This window comes from Paucibacter sp. B51 (assembly GCF_027863535.1).
GTDB lineage: Bacteria > Pseudomonadota > Gammaproteobacteria > Burkholderiales > Burkholderiaceae_C > Paucibacter_A > Paucibacter_A aquatilis.
Genome location: NZ_JAPIVN010000001.1, coordinates 4,124,871 through 4,139,226 on the forward strand (window position 1 = coordinate 4,124,871; position 14,356 = coordinate 4,139,226).

Here is a 14,356-nt window from a genome sequence, read left to right on the forward strand (position 1 = left end):
CAAATATTGTTACTTCAAATTGGGGGGCTGAGCCTGCTTACCCAATCTTCCCCGCTTGTCAGCCCCTGACGCTTGGACCATAGTCGACCGTCAAATAATGCACACAGGGGTAGGTTTTGTTTTCATCCCAAATCGCGCGGGGCACCGCCTCCGCGCACAGCCAGGCTCTACACCACAGCACCATTCAAAGCTCGCACGAACGCTGCCAGATGTTCGGTCTGCAGCCCCAGCAAGCCCCCGATCTCCACCGCATTGAAGGCAGCCGGCTGAACGAGCTGCTGCATCGCAATGCCCGGCTCTGCGCCCAGGCCTTGCCGCTGATGGAGATGCTGTACGAGCAGCTCAGCCATGCACAAAGCATGGTGCTGCTGACCGACGCAAGTGGCGTGGTGCTGCATTCGCTGGGCGACCCCGGTTTTCTGGCCCGTGCCCAGCAAGTGGCCCTGGCGCCGGGTGCGCAATGGGCCGAGGCCACGCAAGGCACCAATGCGGTCGGCACCACCTTGATGACCGAGCGCCCCACCCTGGTCAATGGCGCCGAGCATTACCTGCGCTCCTTGCAGTTCCTGACCTGCTCGGCCGCGCCCATCTTCGACCACAAGGGCGCCTTGCTGGGCGTGATCGACGTCTCGAGCGACCGCCGCAGCTACCACCCCCACACCCTGGCGCTGGCCCGCATCTCGGCGCGCATGATCGAGAACCAGTGGTTCAATGACAAGTTCAGCCAGAACCTGCGCCTGCACCTGCATGCCAGCCCACAGCGACTGGGCACCCTCAACGAGGGCGTGCTGGCCTTGGGCGACGACGGGCAACTGCTGGGAGCCAACCGGCGCGCCCTCGACCTGCTCAACCTGCCCTCAACCGCCTTGCGCCGCCTCGATCTGCAACAGCTCTTCGGCCTGAGCCTGGGCGAGCTGTTCGAGCTGAGCCGCCGCCAGGCCGAGCCGGCCATGAGCCTGATGCTGCACCCTGCGGCGGGTGTCAAGGAAGGCTCGGCCTTGCTCTACGGGCGCCTGAGTCCCGGCGCCAACGGAGCTGCGTCACCGATGCAGTTCGCGGGCACTCCCGCTGCCGTGGTCCCCGTGGGCGCCCACCCGACGCCAGTGGTCCTTGCCGGCGATGCCATGGCCGTCCGGCAGGCCTCGGCCTTGCCACCGGCCGCCGAGGGACACAGCGGCTTCGAGAGCGACACCGCCTTCAGCCCTTTGCTCAGCGACGGCGCCTCAGTCTCTGGCATGGTGCCGGCCGATGCACTGACGCTGCGCGAGTCAGAGATGCGCATGATTCTCCAAACGGTGCAGAACTGCCAGGGCAATATGGCGCTGGCAGCACGTCAGCTGGGCATCGGCCGCAGCACGCTCTACCGCAAGCTCAAAGGCGTGAGCACCGATCTGCGCCCTGGGCTCTGAGAAGCTGAAGGCCGGAGCTCCTGCCCCCCGGCCTCGCGCGCGCGAGCCTCGGTCGCTCGGGCTCCGTGCCGCCAGACCAACACGCCATGGGTGGCCGGATGGGCCTGTGACCGCACAGCAGGCCGCTGAGGTGCGGGCAGGGACACCACGAAGGGGTCGCTCACGAAGGCCTTCCGCCGTGTACAGACGTCTCGATGGAGTCGCCAGACCTGCCCTCAGCGCGAAAGCTCACATGGCCTTGAACAAATGCACATAGGCCCGGCTCACCGGCAGCTCGCGCGCCTGACCCTTGATGCGCACGAACAGGCGACTGACCTCGTCACGCCGGGTGCCGGCCAGATGCCGCAAATTGATGATGGTCGAGCGGTGAACCTGCCAGAACTGCTCAGGGTCGAGCTGCTCAGCCAGCTCGACGATGGGCGTGCGGATCAGATGCTCGGCCTCGGCCGTCTGCACGACGGTGTACTTGTCATCGGCATGGAAGAACAGCACTTCTTCAACCGGAACCTGGTGCATCAACTCCCCTTGCCCAGCCCGCACATAACGCAATCGCGGGGCGGGCACAGCGCCGGCTGAGCCCCCCTCGCTGCGGACCATCAGCTGGCGCAGCACGCCGGCCAAACCGGCATCCGTCAGTGGCTCGGCCGCAGCAGCAGCGGCTGCGTCTTGCGCCAAGCCCGCCCGCACGCGCTCCAGAGTGCGGGCCAGGCGCTCGGACTTGAGGGGCTTGAGCAGGTAGTCGAGCGCGGCATGCTCAAACGCCTCGACGGCGTACTCGTCGTAAGCCGTGACAAACACCACCCGGGTCTTGCCCTCGATGCCTTGCGCCACCTCCAGACCCGTCAAGCCCGGCATCTGAATGTCGAGAAACGCGAGCTCAGGCTGCAGGGTTTCAATCAGGCGGGCGGCCTCGCGTCCGGTGCGTGCAAGCGCCAGAACCTCCAGCTCCGGCCAGAGCCGGCTCAGTTCGGACTTCAGGTGTTCGGCCAGATGAATTTCGTCGTCCGCGATGATGGCGCGCAGGCTCATGCTGCTGATCCTTGATCTTTAGGCTGGATGGGGAGGGAGAGCAAGGCGCGGCAGCCGGCCTCGTCGATATGCAGATCCAAACTGGCGCGCGCGCCATGGCGGGCCGCCAGCCGTTCACGTACGTTCTTGAGGGCGATGCCATGCCCTTGCTGGCTGCGGCGGGGCTTGGCCAGCAGGCCGAGACCATCGTCCTGCACCAGCACCTTGAGGCTTGTTCCCTCGATCCAGGCGCGCAGTCGCACCTCGCCGCCTTCATCCTTGGGTTCGATGCCGTGGACGATGGCGTTCTCGACCAGGGGCTGAAGCAGCAGCGGAGGCAGGCGCAACTGCTCGGCCGCGGGCTCGGCCTCCACCACAAAGCGCAGGCGGTCGCCCATGCGGATCTGCATCAGGGCCAGATAGCTGCGCACGGCTTGCAACTCGGTGCCCAGCAGGCAACTGTCCTCACGCAGGGCGGCAAGGCTGGCACGCAAATGGTCGGTGAAGTGTTCCAACATGGCCAGGGCCTGGTCCGGCGCCGGCTTGATCAGGCTTTGAACCGCCGCCAGGCTGTTGAACAAAAAATGCGGTTCGATCTGCGCTTGCAGGTGCAGCAGGCGGGCCTCGGTGGCCTGCAACTCCAGGGCCTGGCGGCGGCGCACCTGGTGGTCAATCGCCCAGCCAATCAAGACGCCCACCAGCGAGACGAAAAGAAACTGGCTCAGGCCACGGGTGCTTTCCAGCGGCGTCGAGACCTGCAACTGCATCCACCAGCCCAGGCCCTGGGCGAACAGCACCATGCCCAAAAGAATACAGGCCACCGGGATCAGACTGAAGAACAGCCCCGCCCGCCAGCCCCCTTGTTGGATTGCATCGAGCCGGGCTTGCGGCTGCGTCAGTTCGATGAGCCGGTACACGCCGTGGATCAAGAAGGCGATGCACAAGCCATTGAGCCAGCTGAAAGCCAAGTTCGGCGCGCTGACTGTGGCGCTGCCAAACAGCACGGCCAGAATCAGGAAGAGACTGGGGAAAGCCAGGCCTATGCCGGTTGTGATCAAAGCCCGGGCCCAGCCGGCTTCGTCACGCTGCTTGTAAAGACGGAAGTAGCGACGGGCGGCATAGCGCAGCTCTGCGCTGAAGGAATTGGTTTTCATGGAGGGACGGTTCAGCTTGAACATGCGCTGAAGCTTAGGGCGCGAGTGTCCCCCAAAAGCCTTTCCTGCGATGAGTGGCAAGACAGGCCGCCGAACGGCAAGCCGGGGCCGTCAATGGTCGCGGCGCAGGCTTGCCCTTCCCCACTGGCCCGGCTTGCACTCACATCGCCTTGAACAGATGCACATAGGCCCGGCTCACGGGCAGCTCGCGCTCATGGCCGCGCATCTTTAGCAAAAGCCGCGCGTTGTCGTCACGGCGGGTGGACAGCAGGTGGTCCACATTGATCAGCGTGCCGCGATGCACCTGCCAGAAACGCTGCGGGTCCAGCTGGCTGGCCAGCTCCATGATCGAGCTGCGGATCAGGTACTCGTGCGCTGCGGTGCGAACCAGGGTGTATTTCTCGTCGGACTGCAGGTACAGGATGTCCTCGACCGGGATGATGTGCGTGCTGCTGCCGTGACTGGCTCGCAGATGGCGCAGCGTCGGCTGAACAGGGCGAGCGCTGGGCATCAGTTGAGCCAGCAGCTTGGCCAGTTGAGCGGCATCGGCTTGCGACGAAGGCGCCGGCATGCCACCTTCGTCGCCTACAGGCCAAGGCGCGCCCGGACGGCCCGCCAAGGCACGGCGCAAGCGGTCCACCGTCAGCTGCAGCCGCTCAGCCCGAACCGGCTTGAGCACGTAGTCCACTGCTTCGTGCTCGAACGCGTTCAGCGCGTGTTCGTCATAAGCGGTCACGAACACGACGCGGGTCGCGCCTTCGATACCCTGGGCCACCTCCAAGCCGGTCAGCCCGGGCATCTGGATGTCCAGGAAGGCGATGTCGGGCTGCAGCCGTTCAATCTGCTCGGCCGCAGCAAGACCATGCTGGACCGCGGCCACAATCTCCAGCTCAGGCCACAGCTCATGCAGCCGATCCTGCAGCACGCGCAGCAGATGAGGTTCGTCGTCGGCAAGCAGGGCGCGAGGGCGAGTCATGGCGTCAATGTTCATCGGATTCAGCTCAATCTCGGGGTCATCAGATGGCGGGCGCCGATTGAGGGTGCAGACGGGGCAAGTTCAGGCGCACCTGCGTGCCATGTCCGTCCGTTCTCGCCTGCAGTTGCAAACTGGCCCCAGGGCCGTAGGTGGCCCGCAGCCGCTCACGGATATTCTTCAGGGCCACGCCGCTGCCTCGGCGCTGACGCTGCTGCGCAGCAGCAAGGCCGATGCCATCGTCATCGATCTCGAGGCACAAACCCGAGCCGTCCATGCGGGCGCGCAAGCAAAGCTGGCCTCCATCAATCTGCGGTTCCAAGCCGTGGTGAATGGCGTTTTCAATCAAGGGCTGCAAAAGCAGAGGCGGGATGCGGGCGGTGCGCACCTCGGCCGGTATGTCCAGCTGCCAACGCAGGCGTGTACCCATGCGGCACTGCATCACGGTCAGATAGCTTTGCACCAGGTCGAGTTCCTCGCCCAGGCTGACGTCTTCGGCGCGCATCTGCAGCAGGCTGGCGCGCAGATAGTCGGTAAACGCATCCAGCATGCGCTTGGCCAAGGCCGGCTCATAGTCGATCAAGCCCTGCACATTGGCCAAGGTATTGAATAGAAAGTGTGGCTCGATCTGAGCCTGCAAAAGCCGCAGCTGCGCCTCGGTCATCTGCTGGCGAACCTTGTGAGCCTGCAGTTGGGCGCGCAATCGCCACCAGCTCAGGCCGGCCAGCAAGGTCCCGCAGATCAGGAAGGTGATCACCAGACCGAAGTTGGGCCATCGAGGTCGGGCCAGGCTGCCCTTGGCCACGGAACGCATCAGGACATCGAGCAGAATCAGACCGAGCAAGCTGCACAGCGCAGGCAAGCCGATGTAGACCAGCCAGCGCGATCGGCCCACGCCGTCACGCCACTGTCGGAGTCGCTCAGACGGAATGAGCCAGCCCAAAGCGATGAAGCTGCCCTGCAACAGCCCCATGATGATGCTGCCCGTGAGCATGGACCACAAAAAATTGGGCGACCACCACCCCATGCGCAGCAGATTGCCGCTGAACAAGGCTGCCAAAAGAACGATCAAGCCCCCCACGCTGGCACCCGTGAGGGCGATCAGTGGCCAATGGACGTACCCGGGCAAACGGCGAGGTGCGCCGATGTGCCAAAGGTCGTCAAAAGCGGTGCTGACCGTGTGCCGCCACGCATTGCTCAGTGGATTCATGCACGGCAGTTTAGGCAAGAGGCGATCATAGGCGGGCCGGCGTGCGATCGGTGGTTTCAAACCGGAACGAATCGACGAGCCGGCGTCTCGAACGCAGGCCCGCGTGCGAAGCGTTCTGTTGCCGGAAGAGCCGACATCAAGCCTGCCTACAATCCACCCTCCACGCGACGCTTGGCGCCGCTGGCACCCACGCAATTCCGGCGTACCGCGCTCAGCGCTCGCCCATCTCCCGCCCGTCAACTTCAGGCAGAAGCACAACACATGCAAGTTCACGCATCCATCTTCAAGGCTTACGACATCCGTGGCGTCGTCGGCACCTCCTTGAACGAAGACCTGGCCGAACATCTGGGCCGCGCCTTCGGCACCGAGGCGCGCAAGCTGGGCGAAAAAGCCGTGGCCGTAGGCCGTGACGGCCGCCTGTCCGGCCCCAGCTTGGTGGCCGCCTTGATCCGTGGTCTGCAGTCCACCGGCCTCGATGTGGTGGACCTGGGCGCCGTCACCACGCCCATGCTGTATTACGTGGCCGCCACCCGCAGCAAGCATGGTTGCAGCTCCGGCATCATGGTCACCGGCAGCCACAACCCCAAGGATTACAACGGCTTCAAGATGGTGCTCAAGGGCGCCGCCGTCTACGGCGAGCAGATCCAGGGCCTGCGCCGCCGCATCGAGGCCGAGGACTACACGGTCGGCCAGGGCCGGGTCGGCCAGATGGACATCATCCCCGAGTACAGCCACCGCATCGTGCGCGATGCCAAGCTCAAGCGCCCGATGAAGATCGTGGTCGATTCCGGCAACGGCATCCCCGGCGCCTCGGCCCCGGCCATCTTGCGCGCCCTGGGCTGCGAGGTGATCGACATCTACTCCAAGGTCGATGGTGACTTCCCCAACCACCATCCCGATCCCTCGCGCCCGGAAAACCTGGACGACTTGAAGCGCATCGTCCACGCCACCGATGCCGAACTGGGCCTGGCCTTCGACGGCGATGGCGACCGCCTGGGCGTGGTCACCAAGGACGGCACCATGATCATGCCGGACCGCCAGATCATGCTCTTCGCCGCCGAAATCCTCGGCCGCAAGCCCGGCTCCGAGATCATCTTCGACGTCAAATGCACCCAGCGCCTGGCGCCCTGGATCCGTGAGCATGGCGGCCGCCCGCTGATGTGGATGACCGGGCACTCCCTGGCCAAGGCCAAGCTCAAGGAAACCGGTGCGCCGCTGGCCGGCGAGCTCTCGGGCCACATCTTCTTCAAGGACCGCTGGTACGGTTTTGACGACGCCATGTACACGGCTGCCCGCCTGCTGGAGATCCTGTCCAAGGTGGCCGACCCCAGCGCCGTGCTGAACGGCCTGCCGAACAGCTTCAACACCCCCGAGATCAATGTGCCCTGCGCCGAAGGCGAGCACCACGAGGTGGTCAAGAAGCTGCTGGAAGTGGCCGAGTTCCCCGGCTCCAAGGAGATCGTCACCATCGACGGCCTGCGCGTGGAGTACGAAGACGGCTTCGGCCTGGTTCGCCCCAGCAACACCACGCCGGTGCTGGTGCTGCGCTTCGAAGGCCAGACGCCCGAAGCCCTGGCCCGCATCGAGCATGACGTGCTGGCCCAGCTCAAGCGCGTCAAGCCCGACGCCACCTTCGCCGCCGGCCATTGACCCAGGGTTTGGGTTCCCCCGAGGCTGCGCGCTTGGAAGCCACCCTGGCCGCTCGCCTGGCGCTGTGGCTGTACGGCGGCGTGATGCGCCTGCTCACGCCGGCCTACCTGCTGCGCCTGTGGCTGCGTGGCCGGGCCGAGCCGCTTTACCGGCGCTTTCTGCGCCAGCGTCTGGGCATCTACCCTGCCCATGAGCATCCCCGCCCCGGCTGGGTCTGGGTGCATGCCGTCTCGCTGGGCGAAACCCGGGCCGCGGCGGCCCTGATCGACGCCCTGCGCCGCGCCCAGCCGGGGCTGCGCCTGCTGCTCAGCCACAGCACGGCCACCGGCCGCGAAGCCGGTGTGGAGCTGCTGCGCAATGGCGACGCCCAGGTCTGGCTGCCTTTTGACACACCGGGGTCGGTGCGCCGTTTCCTTCAGCACTGGCAGCCCGGCGTCGGCGTGCTGATGGAAACAGAAATCTGGCCTTGCCTGCAGGCCGAGGCGACACGGCGCGGCCTGCCCATGGTGCTGGCCAATGCCAGGCTGTCGGCTCGCAGCCAGCGGCGCGGCGAGCGCCTGCGCGCCCTGCTCCACCCGGCCGCTCAGCGCCTGAGCCTGGCCCTGGCCCAGACCGAGGCCGATGCCGAGCGCCTGCGTGCCAGCGGCGTGCCGCGCGTGCAGGTGGCCGGCAATCTCAAATTCGACATGACCGTGGACGCTGTGCTGCTGGCCCGCGGCCAGGGCTGGCACGAGGCCCTCGGTCGGCCGGTGATTCTGGCCGCCGTCACCCGCGAGGGCGAAGAAGCCCTGCTGCTGAAGGCCTGGCAGTCCCAGAGCGCCGCACTGAAGGCGGCCGGCCGCCCCCTGCTGCTGATCGTGCCCCGTCACCCGCAGCGTTTTGATGAGGTGGCCCAGGCCATCGGCAACGCCGGCCTGCGCCTGGCGCGGCGCAGCCAATGGGCCGATGCGCCCGGCCCGGAGGCGCTGGCGGCCGATGCCTGGCTGGGTGATTCCATGCGTGAGATGGCGCTCTACTACGGCCTGGCCGATGTGGCCTTGCTGGGCGGCAGCTTTGCGCCTCTCGGCGGCCAGAACCTGATCGAAGCCGCCGCCTGCGGCTGCCCCTTGCTGATGGGCCCGCACACCTTCAATTTCGCTCAGGCGGCCGAGTTGGCCGAGGCGGCCGGCGCGGCCCGTCGCCAGCCCGACCTGGCCCAGGCCTTGAGTGCTGCGCTGCACCTGTGCCAACAGCCCGACGATGCCGCGGCCATGCGGCAGCGCGCGCTGGCATTTGCGCAAGGCCACCGCGGCGCCGCCACACGCATGGCCGCCGACATCTTGGCACTCGAGCCTGCACCTTTGGCCTGAAAGGCGAGCGCCCCCGTTTGCTGTGCTTGATCGGCGCCGACCCGTTGCCGGATGTGCGCTTCGTCATGCCGGCGTCAGCCGCTTTGGCCTACATTTGTGTTCCGCACTCGCAGACGAAACATGAGGCGGGCGGCAAGGGAGCACAATGCGATCCACACCTGGGCAGGGCCACCCCCACTCCGATTCGCTGAAAGCGCCGGCCACCGCTGGTGGCCCGGCAGGCCTGCAGCGACCGCCCGCCCCGTTGTCGCCCCCAGCCCCCCCAGCCCCCCCAGCGGCCCCCAACAGCCAATTCCGCCTGACCCGCTACTTCTCCCTGGTCTCGCTCGGCCTGATCGCTGCCGTCGGCCTGCTGCTCACCTTGAGCATGCGTGCACAAATGCAACGCGAGCTGATCCACATGGCCGAGCGCCGCAACGAGGCGATGACGGCCGTGTTCATCAACGCCCTCGGTGCGCAGCTGAGCCCTCTGCTGGCGGCAGACTTGCCCGCCGACCCAGATAGCCTGCGCACCATGATCGAGGCCCATGGTCTGCACGCACAGGCCCGCGCCCTGATGCGCAATGCCGACATCATCAAAATCAAGCTCTACAACCGCGCCGGCCTGACGGTCTATTCCAGCAGCGCCGCTCAGATCGGCGAGAACAAGCGCGACAACGGCGGCTTTCAGTCGGCCCTGGCCGGCCGCACGGCCAGCGCGCTGGTTCATCGCGACAGCTTCGACGCCTTCGAGGGGCAGCGCGCCCAGGTCGACCTGATCAGCAGCTACATGCCCATACCGCCCGCGCCTGGCCAAAGCGCGCCACAGGGCGTGATCGAGCTCTACCAGGACGTCACGCCCTTCGTAGAGCGCCTGGCCGCCCTGCACCGCCGCCTGGTGCTGTTCGGTTTCGGGCTGATGCTGGGCCTCTACGGCCTGCAGCTGCTGCTGGTGCAGCGGGCGCAGGGGATTCTGCGCCGCCAGGCGCAGGCGCTGGAGGACGCCAACCGGGTGCTGGACCAGCGCGTGCAAGACCGCACCGAAGAGCTGCGCGCCGCCCTGGCCCGGCTGGAACACCTGGCCCACCACGACCCGCTGACCGGTCTGCCCAACCGCCTGCTGTGCCATGAACACCTGCGTTATGCCATCGCCAAGGCGCAGCGCCAGCAGCGGCAGCTGGCCGTGCTCTTCCTCGATCTGGATCGCTTCAAGGAAGTCAACGACATGCTGGGCCACTCTGTCGGTGACGACCTGCTGATCGAGGTGTCGCGACGCCTGGGCGCCCTGGTGCGCAGCAGCGATCTGCTGGCCCGACTGGGAGGGGACGAGTTCGTCTGCGTGCTCGAAAGCGAGGACGCGCTGCTGGACGCCCCGGTGGTGGCCGACAAGCTGATCCAGACCCTGTGTCGACCGATGGAGCTGCAAGGCCATGAGGTGCAGGTCTCGGCCAGCATCGGCATCGCCCTCTTCCCCAGCGATGGCACCACGGGCGAGGAGCTGGCCCGCGCCGCCGACACCGCCATGTACGAAGCCAAGCGCGCCGGCCGCAACCGCTTCCATTTCTACCGCCCCGAGCTGACCCAGGCCGCGCTGGCCCGCGCTCATATGGAACGCCTGCTGCGCCGCAGCCTGGAGGGCGGCGAGATGAGCGTGCATTACCAAAGCAAGTTCCTGGCACAGGCTTCCGACGGTGTTGACGAAGCAGGCCCCTGCTGCGGGGTCGAGGCCCTGGCACGCTGGCACAGCTCGGAGCTGGGCGCGGTGCCGCCGGGCCGCTTCATCGCCCTGGCCGAGGAGAGCGGTTTCATCAACGAGCTGGGCGCTTGGGTGCTGCGCCGCGCCTGCGAGGACATGATGGCCTGGCGCGCCGCCGGCCTGGTGCTGGACCATGCGTCCGTCAATGTCTCGGTGCGGCAGCTGGAGCGCGGCGATTTTGTCGAGCTGGTGCGCGAGACCCTGGCCACCACCGGCTTGCCGCCCCGGGCGCTGGAGCTGGAGATCACCGAATCGGTGATCATGAATGCCGACAACGCCCTGGCCACGCTGAACGATCTGCATGCGCTGGGCGTGCAGCTGTCCATCGACGACTTTGGCACGGGCTATTCCTCGCTGGCCTACCTCAAGCTGCTGCCGATCCAGACGCTCAAGATCGACCGCTCCTTCGTGGCCGGCATCGCTCAGGCCGGTGCGCAAGCAGGCGACAGCGCCATCATCGAAGCCGTGATCGGCCTGGCGCGCAGCCTGGGCCTGAACACCGTGGCCGAAGGCGTGGAAACCCCCGAGCAGCTGGCTGCCCTGCAAGCTCTGGACTGCGCCCAGGTGCAGGGCTTTTTGTTCAGCCGCCCGGTCAGCGCCGAGCAGCTGCAAAGCCAGCTGCAAGGCCGCAGCGCTAGCGCCGGCAGCCCCAGCCCCGCCAGAACCGCCTCAGTCTGAGCGGGTCGGCTCGCCTGCCGGCGAGGCTTGCAGCAAGGCCTGCAGGCCCGCCTCGTCCAGCACCGTCACCCCGAGCTCTCGCGCCTTGTCCAGCTTGGAGCCGGCCTCTTCACCTGCGACCACGTAGTGGGTCTTCTTGGACACCGAGCCGCTGACCTTGCCGCCTGCGGCTTCGATCAAGTCCTTGGCCGCGTCGCGCGACAGGGTCGGCAAGGTGCCGGTCAGTACCAGGGTCTTGCCGGCAAGAGGCTGCGGGCCGGCCTGGGCGGCCGCACCCTCGCCCTCGTCCCAGCTGAGGCCGGCCGCGCGCAGCTGCTCGACCACCTCGCGGTTGTGCGGCTGGGCAAAGAAGGTGTGGATGCTCTGCGCCACGATAGGGCCGACATCGCGCACCTGCAGCAGCTGCTCGACGCTGGCATCCATCAAGGCGTCGATGCGGCCGAAATGACGGGCCAGGTCCTTGGCCGTGGTCTCGCCGACCTGGCGGATGCCCAGGCCGAACAGAAAGCGCGCCAGGGTCGTGCGCTTGCTTTTCTCCAGCGCGTCGACGATGTTCTGGGCGCTCTTCTCGGCCATGCGTTCCAGGGCGGCCAGCTTGGCCACGCCGAGCTTGTACAGGCCCGGCAGGCTCAGCACGATGCCGGCATCGACGAGCTGGTCGACCAGCTTGTCGCCCAGGCCCTCGATGTCCACCGCACGCCGGCTGGCGAAATGCAGCAGGGCCTGCTTGCGCTGGGCCGGGCAGGAAATGCCGCCGCTGCAGCGGTAGTCCATGCCACCGCGCTCGCGCAGCGCTTCGCTGCCGCAGACCGGGCAGCTGCGTGGCATGCGGAAGTTGGGCACATAACTGGCGCGGGCCTGGGCCAGACGACCGACCACCTCGGGGATCACATCGCCGGCGCGGCGCACGATCACCTGGTCGCCGATGCGCACACCCTTGCGCCGCAGCTCGAAGACGTTGTGCAAGGTCGCGTTGGACACCGTGGTGCCCCCCACGAACACCGGCTCCAGCTTGGCCACCGGGGTGAGCTTGCCGGTGCGGCCGACCTGGATCTCGATGTCGTTCAGCCGCGTCAGCTGCTCCTGCGCCGGGTATTTGTGGGCCACGGCCCAGCGCGGCTCGCGGCTGACAAAGCCCAGGCGCTGCTGAAGCTCCAGGCTGTTGATCTTGTAGACCACGCCGTCGATGTCGAAAGGCAGGGCATCGCGCTTGGCGCCCATGGCTTGATGAAAGGCCACCAGGCCTTCGGCGCCCTGCACCACCGCCCGGTCGGCGCAGACCGGCAAGCCCATCTCGGCCAGGGCGGCCAGCAAGCCGCTGTGCGTGGGCGGCAGGGCCCAGCCCTGCACCTCGCCCAGGCCGTAGGCAAAAAAGCTCAGCGGCCGCTGCGCCGCCAGGGCCGGGTCGAGCTGGCGCACCGCACCGGCAGCGGTGTTGCGCGGGTTGACGAAGGTCTTGTCACCGGCGGCGCGCTGGCGCTCGTTCAAGGCCTCGAAGTCGTCGCGGCGCATGTACACCTCGCCGCGCACCTCCAGCACCGGCGCCGTGATGCCACGCAGGCGCAGCGGGATCTGGGCCACGGTGCGGATGTTCTGGGTCACGTCCTCGCCGGTCTCGCCGTCGCCGCGCGTGGCTGCCTGCACCAGCAGGCCCTGCTCGTAGCGCAGATTGATGGCCAGGCCGTCGAACTTCAGCTCGGCCGCGTACTCGACCGGCGCGGCCGCCTCGTCGAGCTCAAGCTGCTTGCGCACGCGCTGGTCGAAGCTGAGCGCGCCCGAGGCCTCCGTGTCGGTCTCGGTGCGGATGGAGAGCATGGGCACGGCATGGCGCACCGGCGCAAAACCATCCAGCACCTGGCCGATCACGCGCTGTGTGGGTGAATCGGGCGTCAGCAGCTCGGGGTGGGCCGCCTCCAGCGCCTGCAGCTCCTGGAACAGCTTGTCGTACTCGGCATCGGGCAAGGCCGGCGCATCGAGCACGTAGTAGAGGTGGGCATGGTGGTTCAGCGTGTCGCGCAGTTCAGCAGCGCGGGCGGCCGCTGCATTGACAGCAGCGGCGGGGCTGGCCGCCTCGGCGGACAGCGGGGAAAACAAATCGTGGGGCGTGGAACTCATGGTGTGGATTGTGGCTGAGCGAGGCCTGCCTCTCCGCCTGGTCGTGCAGCGCCCTGCCGCAGATGTTCGGCCACCACCCTGGCCAACCAGTCCATCACCACGCGCACCCGAGCCGGCAACTGGCGCCGGTGGGCGTAGAGCAGGGTCAGCGGCATGTCCGGCGCACGGTAGCCGGGCAGGACTTCACGCAGCAGGCCCTGATCCAGCAAGGCCTGCACGCCCACACGCGGCGCCTGAATCAGGCCCAGGCCGGCCAGGCAGGCGGCCTGGTAGGCCTCGGCGTTGTTGACCGTGAGTGCGCCCGCCATGGCCTGGCGCTGCAGTTGGCCGCCGGCGTCCAGGTACTCAAAACCACTGCTGCGCGCGCCCAGCACCGAGACGTAATGGACCAGACGGTGCTGGCGCAGATCGTCCAGACCCTCGGGCTCGCCGTGGCGGGCCAGATAGGCAGGGCTCAGGCAGTTGACCATCGTCAGCAGGCCCAGCGGACGCGCCTGCAGCCCCGCCTCGGCTTGGCCCAGCGGGCCGACGCGCAGGACGCAATCAAAACCTTCACGGACCAGATCGACACGGCGCTCGGTGCTGCCGAACTCGATCTCCAGCTCCGGGTGAAGCGCCAGCAGCTCGGGCAGGCGTGGCATCACGATCTGGCGCGCCATGCCGGTGGACATGTCCAGGCGCAAGCGGCCACGCAGCGATTGCGGACTCGCCTGGCGAAACATGCCGTCCAGCTCGTCCAGATCGGCCAGCACATCCTTGGCCCGCTCGTAAAAGAGCTGGCCGTCCTGGCTCAGCTGCACGCGGCGTGTGCTGCGATGCAGCAGCCGCGTGCCCAGCCGCGCCTCCAGCTGCTGGACCGCGGCCGACACGCTGGCCTTGGCCAGACCCAGGCTGGCCGCAGCCTGGGTGAAGCTGCCGGTCTCCACCACACGGCTGAAGACCTGCATTTGCTCCATCGGATTCATCGCGGGGCCCCTTGCATTGTCTTTGTTTGGCGAACAGTCATTCCTCAGAAGAGCAGTTTATCGAAGTCAGGGCTTTCAATAAGCTTCGCTCACGCTCTGTTCTGGCAGCA

At 67.1% G+C, this 14,356-nt stretch carries 10 protein-coding genes; 4 read left to right on the plus strand and 6 right to left on the minus strand.

The genetic code is table 11. From position 1 onward, the window contains the following. The first annotated feature begins 209 nt into the window (after positions 1–209). Entirely contained in the window at positions 210–1,409 is a 1,200-nt protein-coding gene (locus tag OOB33_RS17425; RefSeq protein ID WP_102766855.1) for a helix-turn-helix domain-containing protein, read from the plus strand. Between the two features lie 228 nt (positions 1,410–1,637). On the opposite strand, the gene OOB33_RS17430 is transcribed toward OOB33_RS17425, so the two are convergent. From OOB33_RS17430 to OOB33_RS17445, 4 genes are all read right to left on the minus strand, one after another. After that, a complete protein-coding gene (locus OOB33_RS17430; protein ID WP_271009598.1) occupies positions 1,638–2,438 on the minus strand; it encodes a LytR/AlgR family response regulator transcription factor in 801 nt (266 codons plus the stop codon). Beyond that, entirely contained in the window at positions 2,435–3,571 is a 1,137-nt protein-coding gene (locus OOB33_RS17435; RefSeq protein WP_271009599.1) for a sensor histidine kinase, read from the minus strand. Before OOB33_RS17435 ends, OOB33_RS17430 begins: the two co-directional genes overlap by 4 nt. A gap of 160 nt (positions 3,572–3,731) precedes the next feature. Beyond that, the gene (locus tag OOB33_RS17440; protein ID WP_271009600.1) at positions 3,732–4,547 is read right to left on the minus strand and encodes a LytR/AlgR family response regulator transcription factor; all 816 of its coding nucleotides are present in this window, start codon (positions 4,545–4,547) and stop codon (positions 3,732–3,734) included. Positions 4,548–4,587: 40 nt separating this feature from the next. Next, complete coding sequence (locus OOB33_RS17445; RefSeq protein ID WP_271009601.1) at positions 4,588–6,027, minus strand: sensor histidine kinase; 1,440 nt, start codon at positions 6,025–6,027, stop codon at positions 4,588–4,590. Here OOB33_RS17445 and OOB33_RS17450 point away from each other — a divergent pair. The 3 genes from OOB33_RS17450 to OOB33_RS17460 all read left to right on the plus strand — a co-directional run bounded on the left by OOB33_RS17450 (position 6,016) and on the right by OOB33_RS17460 (position 11,166). Then, positions 6,016–7,404 (plus strand): phosphomannomutase/phosphoglucomutase, encoded by a 1,389-nt coding sequence (locus tag OOB33_RS17450; protein WP_271009602.1) that lies wholly within the window; start codon positions 6,016–6,018, stop codon positions 7,402–7,404. The genes OOB33_RS17445 and OOB33_RS17450 overlap by 12 nt on opposite strands. 83 nt (positions 7,405–7,487) lie before the next feature. After that, a complete protein-coding gene (locus OOB33_RS17455; protein ID WP_442953050.1) occupies positions 7,488–8,753 on the plus strand; it encodes a 3-deoxy-D-manno-octulosonic acid transferase in 1,266 nt (421 codons plus the stop codon). A gap of 244 nt (positions 8,754–8,997) precedes the next feature. Beyond that, positions 8,998–11,166: a putative bifunctional diguanylate cyclase/phosphodiesterase gene (locus OOB33_RS17460; protein WP_271009604.1), complete on the plus strand. Its 2,169-nt coding sequence runs from the start codon at positions 8,998–9,000 to the stop codon at positions 11,164–11,166. Here OOB33_RS17460 and ligA read toward each other — a convergent pair. Together ligA and OOB33_RS17470 are read right to left on the minus strand one after the other, a co-directional pair. Beyond that, positions 11,158–13,281, minus strand: a complete 2,124-nt coding sequence (gene ligA, locus OOB33_RS17465) for an NAD-dependent DNA ligase LigA (RefSeq protein ID WP_271009605.1) — start codon at positions 13,279–13,281, stop codon at positions 11,158–11,160. The two genes, OOB33_RS17460 and ligA, sit on opposite strands and share 9 nt — an antisense overlap. Beyond that, the gene (locus OOB33_RS17470) at positions 13,278–14,246 is read right to left on the minus strand and encodes a LysR family transcriptional regulator (RefSeq protein ID WP_271009606.1); all 969 of its coding nucleotides are present in this window, start codon (positions 14,244–14,246) and stop codon (positions 13,278–13,280) included. The genes ligA and OOB33_RS17470 overlap by 4 nt, the downstream gene beginning before the upstream one ends. Positions 14,247–14,356: the final 110 nt, after the last annotated feature.